Source organism: Nocardioides convexus (genome assembly GCF_011090295.1).
Genome location: NZ_JAAMYA010000001.1, coordinates 1079949 through 1097025, shown reverse-complemented (window position 1 = coordinate 1097025; position 17077 = coordinate 1079949). Strand labels below are relative to the sequence as shown.

Below are 17077 nucleotides of genomic sequence, written 5' to 3'. Positions count from 1 at the left end.
AGGCGACGGGGTGACACGGACGTAGTCGACGGGAGAACCCTGGTGCCCTATTCGCACGCGTTCCCGCCGCCGGAGGGTCTTTACGACCCGCGTCACGAGAAGGACGCCTGTGGCGTCGCCTTCGTCGCGACGCTGACCGGTGAGGCCAGCCACGACATCGTGGTGAAGGCCCTGACGGCCCTCCGCAACCTGGATCACCGCGGTGCCGCCGGCGCCGAGGCCAACTCCGGCGACGGTGCCGGCATCCTGCTGCAGGTCCCGGACGCCTTCCTGCGCGCCGTGGCCGCCGACGCCGGGGTCACCCTCCCCGCCGCCGGCTCGTACGCCGTGGGCACGGCCTTCCTGCCCGGCGACGAGGAGCAGGTGGCCAAGACCCGTGGCCGGATCGAGGAGCTCGCCGCCGAGGAGGGCCTGACGGTCCTCGGCTGGCGCGAGGTGCCGGTCAACCCGGACATCCTCGGCACGATGGCGCTCAGCGTCATGCCGACCTTCACCCAGCTTGTTCGTGCAGGCGCCCGGTGGCGCACTCAACGGCATGGACCTCGAGCGCCTGGCCTTCTGCCTGCGCAAGCGCGCCGAGCGCGAGACCGACGTCTACTTCCCGTCGCTGTCCTCGCGCACGCTCGCCTACAAGGGCATGCTGACCACCGACCAGACTCGACAACTTCTTCCCGGACCTGCGCGACGAGCGCATGGCCTCCGCGATCGGTGTCGTGCACTCGCGGTTCTCGACGAACACCTTCCCGAGCCTGGCCGCTCTCGCACCCGTTCCGCTTCATCGCGCACAACGGCGAGATCAACACCGTCATGGGCAACCGCAACTGGATGCGGGCGCGCGAGGCGCTGCTGGAGTCCGAGGAGATCCCGGGCGACCTGGAGCGGCTCTTCCCGATCTGCACCCCGGGCGCCTCGGACTCGGCGTCCTTCGACGAGGTCCTCGAGCTCCTCCACATGGGTGGTCGCAGCCTGCCGCACGCGGTGCTGATGATGATCCCGGAGGCGTGGGAGAACCACACCGAGATGGACGCGCAGCGGCGCGAGTTCTACAGCCTTCCACTCCACGATGATGGAGCCGTGGGACGGCCCGGCCTGTGTCGTCTTCACCGACGGCACCCAGATCGGCGCGGTCCTGGACCGCAACGGCCTGCGCCCCTCCCGGTTCTGGGTGACCGAGGACGGCCTCGTCGTGCTGGCCTCCGAGGTCGGCGTGCTCGACCTCGACCCGGCCACGGTGGTCCGCAAGGGCCGGCTGCAGCCGGGCCGCATGTTCCTCGTCGACACCGAGGAGCACCGGATCATCGAGGACGAGGAGGTCAAGGACCAGGCTGGCCGCCGAGCACCCGTACGGCGAGTGGCTGCACGCCGGGATGATCCACCTCGACGACATCCCCGAGCGCGAGCACATCGTGCACACCCACGCCTCGGTGACCCGTCGTCAGCAGATCTTCGGCTACACCGAGGAGGAGCCTGCGCGTCCTGCTCACCCCGATGGCCAACACCGCCGGGGAGCCGCTCGGCTCGATGGGCACCGACACGCCCATCGCGGCGCTGAGCGAGAAGCCGCGGCTGCTCTTCGACTACTTCAGCCAGGCTCTTCGCGCAGGTCACCAACCCGCCGCTGGATGCCATCCGCGAGGAGCCTCGTCACCTCGCTCTACGGCTCGATCGGCCCGGAGTCGAACCTGCTCCACCCGGCCCCGGCCTCGTGCCGGCAGATCGTGCTGCCGTTCCCGGTCATCTCCAACGACGACCTGGCCAAGATCCGCCACATCAACCGCGAGGGCGACCACCCGGGCTTCATCACCCACGTCTCCCGCGGCCTGTACGACGTGCAGGGCGGCGGCGCGGCCATGGCGGCCCGGATCGACGAGATCTGCGCCGAGGTGTCCGCGGCGATCGCCAGCGGCGCGCGGATCATCGTGCTCTCCGACCGGCACTCCACCGCCGACCTGGCTCCGATCCCGTCGCTGCTGCTGACGGGCGCGGTCCACCACCACCTGGTGCGCGAGAAGACCCGCACCCAGGTGGGGCTGCTCGTCGAGGCCGGCGACGTCCGCGAGGTGCACCACGTGGCGCTGCTGGTCGGTTACGGCGCGGCCGCGGTCAACCCGTACCTCGCCATGGAGACCGTCGAGGACCTCGCGCGCGAGGGCTACTACGTCAAGGCCGAGCCCGAGCAGGCCGTGAAGAACCTGATCAAGGCGCTCGGCAAGGGCGTCGTGAAGGTGATGTCCAAGATCGGCGTGAGCACCGTGGCGTCGTACACCGGTGCGCAGATCTTCGAGTGCATCGGCCTCTCCCAGACGGTCGTCGACAAGTACTTCACCGGCACCACCTCCAAGCCTGGGCGGCGTCGAGACTCGACGTCATCGCCGAAGAGGTGGCCGCACGCCACGCCAAGGCCTACCCGCCGGCCGGGATCGTGCCCGCGCACCGCGAGCTCGAGATCGGCGGCGAGTACCAGTGGCGTCGCGAGGGCGAGCCGCACCTCTTCAACCCGGAGACGGTGTTCCGCCTGCAGCACGCCACCCGGACCGGTCGCTACGACATCTTCAAGCAGTACACCGCGGCCGTGGACGAGCAGTCCGAGCGGCTGATGACGCTGCGGGGACTGTTCAAGTTCAAGGACGCCGGTGCGTTCGGCCGGACCCCGATCTCCATCGACGAGGTCGAGCCGGTCAGCGAGATCGTGAAGCGGTTCTCGACGGGAGCCATGTCGTACGGCTCGATCTCGCGGGAGGCGCACGAGACCCTCGCCATCGCCATGAACCGGCTCGGCGCGAAGTCCAACACCGGTGAGGGCGGCGAGGACTCCGAGCGGCTGCACGACCCCGAGCGGCGCAGCGCGATCAAGCAGGTCGCGTCCGGCCGCTTCGGCGTCACCAGCGAGTACCTCACCAACGCCGACGACATCCAGATCAAGATGGCGCAGGGCGCGAAGCCCGGTGAGGGCGGCCAGCCGCCCGGCAACAAGGTCTACCCGTGGGTCGCCAAGACCCGGCACTCCACGCCGGGCGTCGGCCTGATCAGCCCGCCGCCGCACCACGACATCTACTCGATCGAGGACCTGGCGCAGGCTGATCCACGACCTCAAGAACGCCAACCCCTCGGCCCGCGTCCACGTGAAGCTGGTCTCCGAGGTGGGCGTCGGCACGGTGGCCGCGGGTGTGTCCAAGGCGCACGCGGACGTCGTCCTGGTCTCGGGCCACGACGGGGGAACCGGCGCCTCGCCGCTGACCTCGCTCAAGCACGCCGGTGGTCCCTGGGAGCTCGGCCTCGCCGAGACCCAGCAGACGCTGCTGCTCAACGGCCTGCGCGACCGGATCGTGGTGCAGACCGACGGCCAGGCTCAAGACCGGGCGGGACGTGGTCATCGCCGCGCTGCTCGGTGCCGAGGAGTTCGGCTTCGCGACCGCCCCGCTGGTGGTCTCGGGCTGCATCCTGATGCGGGTCTGCCACCTCGACACCTGCCCGGTGGGCGTGGCGACGCAGAACCCCGCGCTGCGCTCGCGGTTCAGCGGCAAGGCCGAGTACGTCGTGAACTTCTTCGAGTTCATCGCCGAGGAGGTCCGCGAGTCTGCTCGCGGAGCCTGGGCTTCCGCTCGATCGAGGAGGCCATCGGCCAGGTCGAGGCGCTCGACACCGTCGAGGCCGTCACGCACTGGAAGGCGCAGGGTCTCGACCTGGCGCCGATCCTGCACAAGGTCGACATCGCCGCGACGCACTTCCCCGAGCAGGACCTGCGCAACACCGGCACCCAGGACCACGCGCTGGACAAGTCCCTCGACGTGACGGAGATCCTGCCCCTGGCGGCTCCGGCGCTGGAGCGGGGCGAGCCGGTGCGGGCCCAGGCTGGCGATCCGCAACGTCCACCGCACCGTCGGCACCATCCTCGGCCACGAGGTCACCAAGAGGTACGGCGGCGACGGGCTCCCCGAGGGCACCATCGACCTGACCTTCCTCGGGTCGGCGGGCCAGTCCCTGGGCGCGTTCCTGCCGAAGGGGATCACCCTGCGGCTGGAGGGCGACGCCAACGACTACGTCGGCAAGGGCCTTTCCGGCGGCCGGATCGCGATCCGGCCCGACCGCGCGGCGACGTTCAAGGCCGACGAGCACATCATCGCCGGCAACACCATCGCCTACGGCGCGACCTCGGGTGAGATCTTCATCCGCGGCGGCGTCGGCGAGCGGTGCTGCGTGCGCAACTCCGGAGCCACGATCGTGACCGAGGGCGTGGGCGACCACGGCTGCGAGTACATGACCGGCGGCCGGGTGGTCGTGCTGGGCAAGACCGGGCGCAACTTCGCGGCCGGCATGTCCGGCGGCATCGCCTGGGTGCTCGACCTCAAGGACTTCCGGGTCAACGGCGAGTCTCGTCGACCTGCGTCCGGTGAGCGAGGAGTACGCCGGCGAGCCTGCAGGCCATCGTGCGCAAGCACTTCGAGGAGACCGGCTCCGAGGTTGCCGGTGCGCTGCTGGACGACTGGGAGGCCGCACTGCCGCGGTTCACCGAGGTCATGCCGCGCGACTACGCGAAGGTCCTGGCGGTCCAGGCCGAGGCGGAGGCCGAGGGCCTCGACGCCGACGCCGCCGCCAACCGAGTCATGGAGGTGCTGTATGGCTGACCCGAAGGGTTTCCTCAAGAACACCCGCGAGGTCGCGACCCGTCGCCCGGTCGAGGAGCGGGTCAACGACTGGAACGAGGTCTACCCGGGCGGGATCGGCCGCGCGCTGCTGCCGATCATCAACGTCCAGGCGAGTCGCTGCATGGACTGCGGCATCCCGTTCTGCCACTCCGGCTGTCCGCTGGGCAACATCATCCCGGAGTGGAACGACCTGGTCTGGCGCGACGACTGGGAGGGCGCGATCGAGCGCCTGCACGCGACCAACAACTTCCCGGAGTTCACCGGTCGCCTCTGCCCGGCTCCCTGTGAGACCGCCTGCGTGCTCGGCATCAACCAGCCGGCCGTGACGATCAAGAACATCGAGGTCTCGATCATCGACAAGGCCTTCGAGTCCGGCTACGTGCGGCCGCAGCCGCCGGAGTGGCTCTCGGGCAAGACGATCGCGGTCATCGGATCGGGGCCCGCGGGCCTCGCCGCCGCTCAGCAGACTCACCCGGGCCGGACACACCGTGGCCGTCTACGAGCGGGCCGACAAGCCCGGCGGGCTGCTGCGCTACGGCATCCCCGAGTTCAAGATGGAGAAGAAGCACCTCGACAAGCGCCTCGAGCAGATGATGCGCGAGGGCACGGTGTTCCGCTCCGGCGTCACCGTCGGCGAGGGCAAGGCTCACCGGCCAGGCGCTCAGGGACCGGTACGACGCCGTGGTGATCGCCGTCGGCTCGACCGTCCCGCGCGACCTCCCGGTGCCCGGGCGCGAGCTCAAGGGCATCCACCAGGCGATGGAGTTCCTGCCGCAGGCCAACCGCGTCGCGCTGGGGGAGGAGGTCGAGGGCCAGATCCGCGCCGACGGCAAGCACGTCGTGATCATCGGTGGCGGTGACACCGGGGCCGACTGCCTCGGCACCTCGATCCGCCAGGGTGCTGCCTCCATCACGCAGCCTGGAGATCATGCCCCAGCCGACGGAGGACCGTCCGACCAACCAGCCGTGGCCGACGTACCCGATGCTGTTCCGGGTCTCCTCCGCGCACGAGGAGGGCGGCGACCGGGTCTACGCCGTGTCCACCCAGGAGTTCCTCGGCGACGAGGACGGCAACGTCCGGGCGCTGCGCCTGGTCGAGGTCTCCTTCGAGGGCGGCAAAGCCTGGTCGAGCACGAGGGCACCGAGCGGGAGATCCCGGCCGACCTGGTGCTCTTCGCGATGGGCTTCGTGGGCCCCGAGCAGCCCGGCCTGGTCGAGCAGACTCGGTGTCGAGCCTGGACGAGCGCGGCAACGTCAAGCGCGACAAGAACTACGCGACCAACGTTCCCGGCGTCTTCGTCGCCGGTGACGCGGGCCGCGGCCAGTCGCTCATCGTGTGGGCGATCGCGGAGGGCCGGGCGGCCGCCGCCGGTGTGGACACCTTCCTCACCGGCAGCACCCAGCTGCCCGCCCCGATCCCGCCGACGGCGCGCCCGCTGGTGGTCTGAGGCACCGCTTCCGTCGAGACGGCGCAGACTTCATCTCGAGTTTGCGTCGTCTCGACTTTTTCTACCCGCCGGTCACCGATAGGGTTTGGAACGTGCGAAGAGCCAAGATCGTGTGCACCCTCGGCCCGGCGACCGACTCGGAGCGGAGGATTCGCGAGTCTGGTCTACGCCGGCATGGACGTGGCGCGGCTGAACATGAGCCACGGCAGCCACGCGGACCACGCCGAGGTCTACCGCCTGGTCCGCGAGGCCTCCGACGCCAGCGGTCACGGCGTGGGCATCCTCGCCGACCTCCAGGGCCCCAAGATCCGTCTCGAGCGGTTCGCCGACGGCCCCGTGCCGCTCAAGCGCGGCCAGCGCTGGACGATCACCACCCGCGACGTGCTCGGCGACGCGACGATCTGCGGGACGACGTACAAGGGGCTGCCCGGGGACGTCGCGCCCGGTGACCCGCTGCTCATCGACGACGGCAAGGTCCGGCTGCGGGTGGTCGAGGTCGTCGACGGCACCGACGTCGTCACCGAGGTGCTCGTCGGCGGCAAGGTCAGCAACAACAAGGGCATCAACCTGCCCGGGGTCGCGGTCTCGGTGCCGGCGTTGTCGGACAAGGACGAGGCCGACCTGCGCTTCGCGCTGCGCATGGGCGTGGACTTCATCGCGCTGAGCTTCGTGCGCAACGCCAAGGACGCCGAGGACGTGCGCGCCATCATGCGGCAGGAGGGCGTCGTCGTCCCCGTCATCGCGAAGATCGAGAAGCCGCAGGCCATCGAGAACCTCGACGAGGTCGTCGCCGCCTTCGACGCCTTCATGGTCGCCCGCGGTGACCTGGGCGTGGAGTGCCCGCTGGAGGAGGTGCCCTTCCTGCAGAAGAAGATCATCGTCGCCGCCCGCAGCAACGCCAAGCCGGTCATCGTCGCCACCCAGATGCTCGAGTCGATGGTCACCAACCCCGCCCCGACCCGCGCCGAGGCCAGCGACGTGGCCAACGCCGTGCTCGACGGCGCCGACGCCGTGATGCTCTCCGGCGAGACGAGCGTGGGGGAGCACCCCATCCACACCGTCGAGACGATGGCCCGGATCGTCACCGCCACCGAGGAGCACGCCCTCGTCGACGAGACCTTCAGCCGCTTCGGCCGCATCGAGTGGGACCCGCACACCCGCTCCGGCGTCATCGCGAAGGCCGCCGAGGAGGTCGCCCAGCGGGTCGGCGCCAAGTACGTCGTGGCGTTCACCCAGTCCGGTGACTCCGCCCGCCGCCTGGCCCGGCTGCGCAGGCTCCATCCCGGTCCTCGCCTTCACCCCGGAGGCCCGCTCGCGCTCCCAGGCTCGCCGTCTCGTGGGGCGTCGAGGCCTTCCAGACCGGCACCGTCGAGCACACCGACGAGATGGTCCGCCAGGTCGACGAGGAGCCTGCTCAAGATCGGCCGGGTGCAGGAGGGCGACCTCGTCGTCATCGTCGCCGGCAGCCCGCCCGGCATCCCGGGCTCGACCAACGCGCTGCGCATCCACCGGATGGGGGACGCGATCAACGAGGTCGCTCCGGCGTACCGGCGCCGCTAGGAGGGTGGCCGCAGGGTCCCGCGATCACCCCAGGCTTCCAGGCTGCTCCTGCGTCTGCGGGCGCACCTCGATGAACACGTAGCCGGCGTTCTGCAGATCGAGGTCCGAGCCCTTCGTCCCACATCCGAGGTCCATCGACGTCAGCGGGCTCACCGACGACGTCCAGCCGAGCTCGGCAACCTGTTCCCGCAGCGCGTCGCACTCGACGCCGCTCTCGACGACCAGCGATCCGCTGACGTCGGCACCCGACGTGCCCTGTGCCTTGGTGTAGTCTGGGTTCGACGACCTGCACCACGCCGGGGAGGCTTCGCGAGTGCCGCCGCGAGGACCGCGACCTCCGCGGTGCATCCGTCGGCCGCACAGGAGGGCAGACTTTGTCCTCCCGGTCGGCGAGTCTCAGAGTTGAGGTGCGACTTCTCGGACCGGCTGCAGGCCGTGAGCACGAGCAGCCCGACGAGCGGGAGGACCAGCCAGGAACGTCTTGCGGGCCGTCTCATCGGTCCCGCGCGATCGTGTAGGTGGTGGTCGTCACCGGCCCGCTGTTGCCCACGAAGCCATCCTTGCGCAGGCTGGTCCTTCGACTCGACCAGGGAGGGATCGTCGGACTGGTCGACGAGCCGGCCCCCGGCGGTGTAGGTGTCGAGCGAGTGGTTGCCGCCGATGCTGTCGGTCGGGTGGTCGAAGCGGACCGTCGTGCGGTTGGGCTGGTCCGGGTTGTCCTCGCCGTCGGTCAGGGGCACCAGGTCGCCGGTGTTCTCCAGGGACAGCGTCTGGATGCCGTCGGGCAGGTGCGGCACCTGAGCAGTGGGGGCACCGGCGGTGACCACGTCCTTGACGTTGAAGCGGTCGGTGAACGAGCCTGTCGTTGGCGAGGTGGACGGCGGTCATCCCGCCCTGCGAGTGCCCGACCAGAGCGACGGGGGCGTCCGGCGGGATGCCGGCGCGCTCCATCGCCTCGCGGATGCCGCGGGAGTAGGCCGTGTCCTGCCCGCCGATCAGCCTGCAGGTTCGCCAGTCCGTCGCGCGCGTCGGGGCTGCCGGGCGGGAAGGTGTCGGTGCCGGGCAGGTTCACGATGTAGCGCGCGTCGTCGCCCTCGCCGATCTTGATGATGTCGATCTCGCCGTTTCCACCGCCGTTGGTGTCGCGCAGGTTCCTGATCAGTTTGTTCGATCGAAGCGGGTGCTGGCAGGTGACGGTCACCGGTGCCGCCCTCGGTGACGACCGGGTCGGTGTCGTCGAACAGGCCGGCGAGGTCGCCGGCGATGTCGTTCGTGGTGAGGTGCGTCGGATCGAGCCCGAGCCTGGGCGAGCAGCGCCTCCCGTACGCCGGGAGGCAGGTTGCTGATCAGTCCGTCCGCCAGTCCGCCGCCGCCGTTGATGAGGTGCTGGACGACCTCGGGATGATCCTGCAGGAAGTCGATCAGTCTGCTCCTGGGTCATCTTCCCGAGTCTGGTCGCGGTGGTCGTAGAGCAGGCTTCGCCAGCAGCGGGTTGCGCGCAGCGGTGAGCAGGGCGCCGACGCCGCCGATCAGCAGCAGGCTCGGCAGCACCGTGCCCAGCAACCGTCCGCCCAGGTAGTCGAGCGCCTCGAAGGCCTGGCGCTGGAGATCGTCGACCCCACGCAGGATGGTGACGTTGGCGCGCATCGCGAGCGCGTCGACCTCGAGGTCGACGGCCTCGAAGGCGACGCCACCAGGGCCGATGGTGGCGCCGAGCACGGCGGACTCGGCGCTGGCGAAGGTGCCGGGGGAGAGGATCGAGGACTCCACGAGGTCGCCGTTCGCGGCGATGCCCTTGTCGTCCCAAGCATAGGTCCGCATGTCGTCGCCGGTGTCGTCGAAGAGGCGCGCGAGGGTCTCGATGTCCTCGTACCTCGCCTCGATCCCGCCGGCGCCGCCGGTGACCGAGACGATCCCGCCGCCCTCCTCACCCATCGACCTCACCCTCCTTGCCCCGGACCCGCGCGAGCACCGGCCCGACCCAACGGGCCAGGTCGCGCGGCTCGACCGCGGTGGCGCGCGCCACCGGGATGCCGGCGACCAGGTCGGGGTCCAGCGCGAACCACTGCGCGCCCACCCGCATCCAGACCACGACCCCGGCCCCGCTCAGTCGCGTGCCGTCGTCCTGCAGTCCGGGCACCAGCACGCGCAGCCGGGCGGTGAGCCGGTCGTGGACCGCGTTGAGCAGGCCGAGCGTGTCGGCGGCACCGTAGGCCTCGCCGTCGGCACCCGTGGTCGCGCGGGGGAAGCGCTCCACCAGCGCCGGCAGCAGGTCGTCGCGATGTCGCTGGGCGCCCACCTCCACCGCGGCCATCAGGCTCGACCGGCAACGTGAAGCGCGAGGGTACGACGGGCTCCGCGTCCTCCTCCGGCGGCGTCGTCACGGGCAGGCGCACCAGGTGGGCGAGCATCTCGGGCAGCGCGGCGACCGCACCCCAGGAGAGCTCGAAGTCGGCGCCGCTGACCGTCCCGAGCGAGACGGCCGTCTGGCCGTGGACCGCGACCCACGCCCGCACCTGCTCCGGTGCCCCGGCCCCGAGCCGGAGCCCGAGCTCGACCTCCAGCAGCGCCTCGGGGCGGCCGAGGACGGTGAGCGCCTCCCGCAGGGCGGTACGCCCCGCCTCCGCCTCGGGCTCGGGATCGTCCGCCGCGGCGTGTGCCCGTCCGGCTTGCTGGGCGAGCAGGCCGGCGAGCGCGTCCTCCGGCGACGGCGTCTCGGAGGAGAGCCGGGCGTACCAGGCGCGCCGTGCCTCGTCGGCAGCGGTGCCGGCGGTCCCGTCCGCCGGGTCGACCGCGAGGGCCGCCTCGACGGCCGCGACGTCGAAGGGCAGCCGGACGGAGGCGTCCTGCGCGAGCGCCACGAGCCGGGCGAGCTCCAGCCGCACCCGCCCTGGTACGACGACGGGGGACTCGGACCCGGGGACGGGGCCCAGGTTGACGGTGGGCATCAGACCTCGATCCCGAGATGGTCGGGTGCGTCGAGCCAGGCCTTGTCTCCTGGCGGCGGCGACTTGTACTGCGCCAGCCGGACGTCGCGCGGGTCGGGCTCGTCGCCGCCACCGCCGAGTCCCACCAGGTTCCCGACCGCGCGGACGCCGTCCTTGACGCCCTCGACGATGGCGTGCCCGGCCTCCTTGAGCCGGTCGAGGGCACCCTCGACGAGGTTGCCGACCATCCGCTCGATCCGGTCGATCAGTGCCTTGATCTCGTCGACCTTGTCGGCGTGCGCGCGCAGGCTTTGTCGGCGGCGTCCTCGTAGTCCGCGGCGATCCCGCGCAGGCGGGTGGCCCGCTCGCGCACCTGGGCGCGCATCCGCTCGCCGCTGACCGACCACCAGTGCGCGGTGTCCGCGGAGCCGACCAGGCTTGTCCGCGGTCGCGCGCAGGTCGGTCGCCCGCTCGTCCATCTTCGTGGCGAGCCGGCGGATGACGGCAGTGTCTCCGTACATGACCCCCCTTAGGCCTTCCGGCCCCGGTCATGCCCCTTGCCCACGCTTGTCAAACCGCCGGCTTCGCAGGGTGGGTGCCCCGGGTGGGATTCGAACCCACACTGGACGGTGTTTGAGACCGCTTCCTCTGCCGTTGGGATACCGGGGCGGCAGCGCCAGAACGGTAGCCCAGATCCGAACCGACCCCCACACCGCCCGGCCCGATAGCCTTGCCTCGTGACCGAGACCGCCCCGACCACCCCGCCGGCGCCGCGCACCGTGGTGATCGCCGAGGACGAGACCCTCATCCGGATGGACCTCGCCGAGATGCTCGCCGAGGAGGGGTACGACGTCGTCGGCCAGGCCGCAGACGGGCAGAAGGCCATCGAGCCTGGCCGAGCAGCACCGCCCCGACCTGGTGATCCTCGACGTCAAGATGCCCGTCCTCGACGGGATCGCGGCGGCGGAGGCGATCGCCGGGCAGCGGATCGCCCCGGTGGTGATGCTGACCGCCTTCTCCCAGCGCGAGCCTGGTCGAGCGGGCGCGGGAGGCCGGCGCGATGTCGTACCTCGTCAAGCCGTTCTCGCAGAGCGACCTGGTCCCCGCCATCGAGATGGCGGTGAGCCGGTTCGCCGAGATCCGGCAGGCTGGAGACCGAGGTCGCGGACCTCACCGAGCGGCTGGAGACGCGCAAGGCCGTCGACCGGGCCAAGGGCGTGCTCCAGGAGCAGGCTCTCCCTGAGCGAGCCGGAGGCGTTCCGGTGGATCCAGAAGACCGCGATGGACCTGCGGATGTCCATGCGGGAGGTAGCCGAGGGTGTGGTCACCCACGGTGTCCCCGGTGGGTCTTCCTCGTAAAAAATCCGTGTGACGGGGGTCTCAGGTAACAGATTCGTCAGGATTCGGCCCGAGAGACGCCGAGTTGCTTCCGGATGCCCACCGACCGGTGTAGGTTCCCGCGGCAGGACATCTCGGTGGGTGGCGAGGTCTGCCTGCCGCAACGACACAGGAAGTGGGATTGTCTTGAGGCGAAACAAGGTATTCGGGGTCGGCGTCGCGGTGCTGGCCCTCAGCCTTTCCATGACCGCGTGCGGCTCGGACGACGGCGACAACGGCAGCGACGCCAAGGGAGGCAGCCTCTGCGGCAAGAACCTCGCATTCCTGGGCGCGCTCACCGGTGACGCCGGTGCGCTCGGCCAGAACATGGTCAACGGCATCGACCTGGCGCTGAAGGAGTACAACGCCGACAACGCCGACTGCAAGATCAGCCTGAAGAAGTTCGACTCGCAGGGCAGCCCCGACAAGGCGCCGGCGCTGGCGACCCAGATCATCAACGACGACTCCATCGTCGGCCTGATCGGCCCGGGCTTCTCGGGTGAGTCGCTCGCCACCGGCAAGACCTTCTTCGAGGCCGGCCTGCCGTCGATCTCGCCGTCGGCCACCAACGTGACGATCACCCAGCAGGGCTGGACCACCTGGCACCGCGTCATCGGCAACGACGACGCGCAGGGCAAGGCGGACGCGAAGTACCTGACCGAGACCGCGGGCGCCAAGAAGGTCTTCGTCGTCGACGACGGCCAGGACTACTCAAGGGCCTCGCCGGCACCGTCAAGGACGCGCTCGGCGACGCGCTCGTCGACTCCGACCAGATCTCGGTCGGCGACACGAACATGTCCGCGATCGTCCAGGGCGTGAAGTCCTCCGGCGCCGACGCCGTGTTCTACGGCGGCTACTACACCGAGGCCGGCCTGCTGGCCAAGCAGACTGCGCCAGGGTGGCTTCAAGGGCACGTTCATGTCCGGTGACGGCTCCGAGGACCCGAACTTCGTCAAGGTCGCCGGTGCCGAGGGCGCCAACGACGCGGTCCTCTCCGCCCCCGCCGCCCCGGCCCCGGCCGACTTCGGCGCGACCGGTCTCTACGCGACGCAGGCCTACGACGCGGCGAACATCTTCCTCGCCGCGATCAAGGACGGCGCGAAGGACGGCAAGGCCATCAACGAGTTCATCGGCAAGTACACCGGTGACGGCGTCAGCGGCCCGATCGCCTTCGACGAGAACGGCGACATCAAGGAGTCGAAGATCTTCGCGTACTTCGTGAAGAACGGGAAGGCTCGACGTGGAGAAGCCCGAAGAGATCAACTGATCGTCCCTGAAGCACTGACCAGACTGCGGCCGGAGGCGATCCCTCCGGCCGCAGTCGAGCACAATCGCGGAGGGAACTCCTTTGGACTTCGGCAACCTTTTCGGGAGCCCCGAGAATTTCTTGAGCCTACACCATGGGTGGGCTCGTGTTCGGCGCGATCTACGCGCTCATCGCACTCGGCTACACGATGGTCTACGGCGTCCTGCAGGCTGATCAACTTCGCCCACTCCGAGGTCTTCATGTACGGGACCTTCGCCGTGGCGTGGGTGTTCATCCTGCTGCACGGCACCGGCAGTGCGACCTGGAGCCTCGGTGAGGCCGTACCTGTCTTGCTGGTCGCGCTGGTCGCGGCCTGCGCGCTGTCAGCAGGCGTGGCGCTCCTGCTCGAGCGGGTGGCCTACCGCCCGTTGATGAACAAGAACGCGCCCAAGCCTGATCGCGCTGATCTCGGCGATCGGCGCCTCGTTCGCGCTGGCGGAGGCGATGGGTCTTCGTGACCGCTTCGCCGAGATCTTCCACCTCGACGACGACCTGGCGAACTACGTCGCGCCCGGCAAGGCCCGCGACGTCTTCTCCAACCCGGTGACCATCCGTGAGCACGACCTGTTCAGCATCGGTGGCTACCAGGTGTCCGACGTCGACCTGGTGATCGTGGTCGCAGCGCTGCTCATGATGGTCGCGCTCGACCAGTTCGTGCGACGTACCCGCTTCGGGCGCGGCATCCGCTCCGTCGCCCAGGACCCGGAGGCGGCCGCCCTGATGGGCGTCAACCCGACCCGGGTCGTGCAGGCTGACCTTCCTCATCGGCGGCCTGATGGCCGGCGTGGCGGCGACGCTCTACATGATGAAGGTCGGGGTCACCCGCCAGAACGCCGGCTTCATCCTCGGCGTGAAGGCCTTCACCGCTGCCGTCATGGGCGGCATCGGCAACCTGCGCGGTGCTCTCCTCGGGGGTCTGGTCCTCGGCGTGATGGAGAACTGGGGCTCGGCCCTGTTCGGCCAGAACTGGAAGGACGTGGTGGCCTTCGTGCTGCTGGTCCTGATCCTGCTGGTCCGTCCCTCCGGCCTGTTGGGCGAGTCGCTCGGAAAGGCGCGTGCCTGATGGGTCTCCTGCTCAAGGGCCTGCGGGCCGTCGGTGCGCGCTGGGACGAGATCGTCATCGGCTTCAACAGCAAGCCCGCGCCGATCAGGCTCGGGCTCACGATCCTGTTCGCCCTGTTCTTCTACGCACTGCCGCTGCTGCGGCCGCCGCTCCTGACGACGAACCAGATCGACTTCGGCGGCGTGATGTTCCAGGTCGCGGCGTTCGCGCTGGTGGCCGTGGGCCTCAACATCGTCATCGGGTACGCCGGCCTGCTGGACCTCGGCTACGTCGGCTTCTACGCGACCGGTGCCTACACCACCGGCGTGCTCACCTCGCAGCACGGCTCGTGGCCATTCTTCCTGGCGCTGCCGGTCGCGATCGCGGTCACCATGGTCACCGGCGTCATCCTCGGGGCACCGACCCTGCGGGTGCGCGGTGACTACCTCGCGATCGTGACGCTCGGCTTCGGTGAGATCATCCGGATCTGCGTGAAGAACATCGAGTGGCTCGGTGCCTCGGCCGGCATCAAGGACATCCCGCACCCGAACACGATCGGCCCCGAGGCCGAGCCGCCGTTCAAGCCGGGCGGTCTGTTCGAGATCCCCCGGGTCGAGTGGAACGGGCTCGTCCCCTCCCTCGACTTCGACCACCCGACGCACTTCCTGGTGTTCGGCGCGACCAACGCGATCCCCTACTACTGGCTCATCCTCACGGCCTTGATCCTGGTCCTGATCGGCGACCGCCTGGTCAAGGCCAGCCGGGTCGGCCGGGCCTGGGAGGCGACCCGCGAGGACGAGGACGCCGCCGAGCCTGATGGGCGTGCCGACCTTCCGGTTCAAGGCTCATGGCGTTCGCGCTGGGTGCCGCCATCGGTGGTCTGTCCGGCTCGTTCTACGCCAGCGGCCAGGGCGGCTACATCAGTCCCGACAGCCTTCCCGCTGCTGTTGTCCATGCTCTTCGTCGCAGCGGTCATCGTGGGCGGCTCGGGCAACCGGTGGGGGGCGATCGTCGGCGGTGCGCTGGTGGCCTACCTGCCGGAGCGCTTCCGTGAGTTCGCCGACTTCCGGCTGCTCTTCTTCGGGGTGGCGCTGACGGTCCTGGCGACCTGGCGCCCCGAGGGCCTGCTGCCACCACGGCGGACCCGCCGGGCCAAGGCGGTCGCGGCCGAGATCGAGGCCCTGGAGGAAGGCGAGCCTGGACCCCGAGCCTGGAGGAGGAGCCCCGCAATGTCTGAGTCCTACGCGTCGTACGACGCTCCCAAGGCACTGCTCGAGGTCGACCAGGTCACGTTGAAGTTCGGTGGCCTGACGGCGCTCAACGACGTCGACTTCAACATCAACCAGGGCGAGATCCTCGGTCTGATCGGGCCGAACGGCGCCGGCAAGACGACCTGCTTCAACGTGATGACCGGCGTCTACCGGCCCACGTCGGGGCAGGTGCGCCTCGACGGCACCGCACTGACCACGATGAAGCGGCACAAGATCACCAAGCTCGGCCTGGCCCGGACGTTCCAGAACATCCGGCTCTTCAAGACGATGACGGTGCTCGAGAACGTGATGGTCGGCACCGACGCGCACAGCAAGGTGGGCTTCTGGGACGCCCTGCTGCGCACGCCACGGCACCGTCGCACCGAGTCGGCGTCGCGAGAGCGGGCCATCGAGTTCGCTCGGAACTCGTCGGCATCAAGGCCCGGCACGACGAGCTCGCCGCCAACCTGTCCTACGGCGACCAGCGGCGCCTCGAGATCGCCCGTGCCATGGGCACCGGTCCGGAGCCTGCTGTGCCTGGACGAGCCGGCGGCCGGCTTCAACCCGGCCGAGAAGGTGAAGGCTCATGGAGCCTGATCCGCAAGGTCCGCGACGAGGGCTACACCGTGCTGCTCATCGAGCACGACATGCGCCTCGTCATGGGCGTGACCGACCGGATCGTGGTGCTGGAGTTCGGCCAGAAGATCGCCGAGGGCACGCCCGCCGAGATCCGCGACAACCCGGCGGTCATCGCCGCCTACCTGGGGGTGGATGAAGATGCTTCTTGAGGTCGACGACCTGCAGGTGAACTACGGTCACATCGAGGCCATCCGCGGCATCTCGTTCTCGGTGCCGGAGGGCACCGTGACCTCGCTCGTCGGTGCCAACGGCGCCGGCAAGACGACCACGCTGAAGACCATCTCCGGGCTCCGCAAGGTGCGCGGCGGCGCGGTTCGCTTCGAGGGCGAGGACATCACCCACCTGGCGCCGTACGAGCGGGTCAAGCGGGGGATCAGCCAGTCGCCCGAGGGGCGCGGGTGCTTCCCGGGCATGACGGTGCGGGAGAACCTCGACATGGGGGCCTACCTGCGCAAGGACCGCAAGACGGCGGCCTACCGCGACGACATGGACCGGGTGTTCACGCTGTTCCCGCGCCTGGAGGAGCGGGAGAAGCAGGCGGCGGGCAGCATGTCGGGTGGTGAGCAGCAGATGCTGGCCATCGGCCGGGCGCTCATGTCGCGCCCGCGGCTGCTGCTGCTGGACGAGCCGTCGATGGGCTTGGCGCCCAAGGCTGATCCAGCAGATCTTCACGATCATCACCGAGATCAACGAGCAGGGCACCACCGTGCTCCTCGTGGAGCAGAACGCCGCCCAGGCGCTCAAGCGCTCCCACGAGGCGCACATCCTGGAGACGGGCGAGATCGTCCGCTCCGGCAAGGGCGAGGACCTCGCCGTCGACCCGGCCGTCAAGGCGGCCTACCTCGGCGGCGACGTCTAGCCCGCCGGCAACGCGAGAGGGGC

General features: G+C 70.0%; 13 protein-coding genes, 1 tRNA gene and 5 pseudogenes. 12 read left to right on the top strand and 7 right to left on the bottom strand.

The window, feature by feature from the left end; translation table 11 throughout:
* Window positions 1-42: 42 nt before the first annotated feature.
* The 4 genes and pseudogenes from gltB to pyk all read left to right on the top strand — a co-directional run.
* Window positions 43-4347 (top strand): annotated as a pseudogene (gene gltB / locus G5V59_RS08060) (glutamate synthase large subunit); the annotation flags it as partial.
* Between the two features lie 80 nt (window positions 4348-4427).
* Window positions 4428-4625, top strand: a complete 198-nt coding sequence (locus G5V59_RS08055; protein WP_278260284.1) for a hypothetical protein — start codon at window positions 4428-4430, stop codon at window positions 4623-4625.
* A pseudogene (locus G5V59_RS36140) lies at window positions 4618-6094 on the top strand (glutamate synthase subunit beta). The gene G5V59_RS08055 and the pseudogene G5V59_RS36140 overlap by 8 nt, the downstream one beginning before the upstream one ends.
* Before the next feature lie 174 nt (window positions 6095-6268).
* A complete protein-coding gene (gene pyk / locus G5V59_RS08040) occupies window positions 6269-7654 on the top strand; it encodes a pyruvate kinase (RefSeq protein WP_278256115.1) in 1386 nt (461 codons plus the stop codon).
* 24 nt (window positions 7655-7678) lie between these two features.
* Here the strand turns inward: pyk and G5V59_RS08035 are convergent, their stop codons facing one another.
* The 7 genes from G5V59_RS08035 to G5V59_RS08005 form a co-directional block, all read right to left on the bottom strand.
* Window positions 7679-7807: a hypothetical protein gene (locus G5V59_RS08035; protein WP_278256114.1), complete on the bottom strand. Its 129-nt coding sequence runs from the start codon at window positions 7805-7807 to the stop codon at window positions 7679-7681.
* Entirely contained in the window at window positions 7804-8394 is a 591-nt protein-coding gene (locus G5V59_RS08030) for a hypothetical protein (protein ID WP_278256113.1), read from the bottom strand. Before G5V59_RS08030 ends, G5V59_RS08035 begins: the two co-directional genes overlap by 4 nt.
* On the bottom strand, window positions 8385-9095 hold the full coding sequence (locus G5V59_RS08025) for a hypothetical protein (RefSeq protein ID WP_278256112.1): 711 nt from the start codon (window positions 9093-9095) through the stop codon (window positions 8385-8387). Before G5V59_RS08025 ends, G5V59_RS08030 begins: the two co-directional genes overlap by 10 nt.
* The gene (locus G5V59_RS08020; protein WP_278256111.1) at window positions 9092-9589 is read right to left on the bottom strand and encodes a hypothetical protein; all 498 of its coding nucleotides are present in this window, start codon (window positions 9587-9589) and stop codon (window positions 9092-9094) included. The genes G5V59_RS08025 and G5V59_RS08020 overlap by 4 nt, the downstream gene beginning before the upstream one ends.
* Window positions 9590-9594: 5 nt before the next feature.
* Window positions 9595-10602 (bottom strand): hypothetical protein, encoded by a 1008-nt coding sequence (locus tag G5V59_RS08015; protein ID WP_278256110.1) that lies wholly within the window; start codon window positions 10600-10602, stop codon window positions 9595-9597.
* Window positions 10602-11102, bottom strand: a complete 501-nt coding sequence (locus tag G5V59_RS08010) for a hypothetical protein (protein WP_278256109.1) — start codon at window positions 11100-11102, stop codon at window positions 10602-10604. The genes G5V59_RS08015 and G5V59_RS08010 overlap by 1 nt, the downstream gene beginning before the upstream one ends.
* Before the next feature lie 75 nt (window positions 11103-11177).
* Window positions 11178-11250, bottom strand: a tRNA-Leu gene (locus G5V59_RS08005).
* Between the two features lie 143 nt (window positions 11251-11393).
* Here G5V59_RS08005 and G5V59_RS08000 point away from each other — a divergent pair.
* The 8 genes and pseudogenes from G5V59_RS08000 to G5V59_RS07965 all read left to right on the top strand — a co-directional run bounded on the left by G5V59_RS08000 (window position 11394) and on the right by G5V59_RS07965 (window position 17054).
* A pseudogene (locus tag G5V59_RS08000) lies at window positions 11394-11940 on the top strand (response regulator).
* A gap of 222 nt (window positions 11941-12162) precedes the next feature.
* Window positions 12163-12777 (top strand): branched-chain amino acid ABC transporter substrate-binding protein, encoded by a 615-nt coding sequence (locus G5V59_RS07995; RefSeq protein WP_278256108.1) that lies wholly within the window; start codon window positions 12163-12165, stop codon window positions 12775-12777.
* Window positions 12778-12876: 99 nt separating this feature from the next.
* Window positions 12877-13722, top strand: coding sequence for a hypothetical protein (locus tag G5V59_RS07990; RefSeq protein ID WP_278256107.1), 846 nt, complete (start codon window positions 12877-12879; stop codon window positions 13720-13722).
* Window positions 13709-13948, top strand: a pseudogene (locus G5V59_RS36135) (branched-chain amino acid ABC transporter permease); the annotation flags it as partial. The gene G5V59_RS07990 and the pseudogene G5V59_RS36135, both read left to right, overlap by 14 nt.
* Before the next feature lie 91 nt (window positions 13949-14039).
* Window positions 14040-14327 (top strand): hypothetical protein, encoded by a 288-nt coding sequence (locus G5V59_RS07980; protein WP_341351154.1) that lies wholly within the window; start codon window positions 14040-14042, stop codon window positions 14325-14327.
* Window positions 14327-16153 carry an ATP-binding cassette domain-containing protein gene (locus G5V59_RS07975; protein WP_341351153.1) on the top strand — a complete coding sequence of 609 codons (1827 nt, stop codon included), beginning with the start codon at window positions 14327-14329 and terminating at the stop codon, window positions 16151-16153. Before G5V59_RS07980 ends, G5V59_RS07975 begins: the two co-directional genes overlap by 1 nt.
* The gene (locus G5V59_RS07970; RefSeq protein WP_278256106.1) at window positions 16066-16344 is read left to right on the top strand and encodes a hypothetical protein; all 279 of its coding nucleotides are present in this window, start codon (window positions 16066-16068) and stop codon (window positions 16342-16344) included. The genes G5V59_RS07975 and G5V59_RS07970 overlap by 88 nt, the downstream gene beginning before the upstream one ends.
* Window positions 16328-17054: pseudogene (locus G5V59_RS07965) on the top strand (ABC transporter ATP-binding protein). Before G5V59_RS07970 ends, G5V59_RS07965 begins: the two are co-directional and overlap by 17 nt.
* Window positions 17055-17077: the final 23 nt, after the last annotated feature.

Coding starts and splice junctions, on each gene's coding strand:
- pyk (WP_278256115.1), top strand. CDS start 6,269: ATGGACGTGGCGCGGCTGAACATGAGCCACGGCAGCCACGCGGACCAC.
- G5V59_RS08025 (WP_278256112.1), bottom strand. CDS start 9,095: ATGACCCAGGAGCAGACTGATCGACTTCCTGCAGGATCATCCCGAGGT.
- G5V59_RS08020 (WP_278256111.1), bottom strand. CDS start 9,589: ATGGGTGAGGAGGGCGGCGGGATCGTCTCGGTCACCGGCGGCGCCGGC.
- G5V59_RS08015 (WP_278256110.1), bottom strand. CDS start 10,602: ATGCCCACCGTCAACCTGGGCCCCGTCCCCGGGTCCGAGTCCCCCGTC.
- G5V59_RS08010 (WP_278256109.1), bottom strand. CDS start 11,102: ATGTACGGAGACACTGCCGTCATCCGCCGGCTCGCCACGAAGATGGAC.
- G5V59_RS07995 (WP_278256108.1), top strand. CDS start 12,163: ATGACCGCGTGCGGCTCGGACGACGGCGACAACGGCAGCGACGCCAAG.
- G5V59_RS07990 (WP_278256107.1), top strand. CDS start 12,877: ATGTCCGGTGACGGCTCCGAGGACCCGAACTTCGTCAAGGTCGCCGGT.
- G5V59_RS07980 (WP_341351154.1), top strand. CDS start 14,040: ATGGCCGGCGTGGCGGCGACGCTCTACATGATGAAGGTCGGGGTCACC.
- G5V59_RS07975 (WP_341351153.1), top strand. CDS start 14,327: ATGGGTCTCCTGCTCAAGGGCCTGCGGGCCGTCGGTGCGCGCTGGGAC.
- G5V59_RS07970 (WP_278256106.1), top strand. CDS start 16,066: ATGGGCACCGGTCCGGAGCCTGCTGTGCCTGGACGAGCCGGCGGCCGG.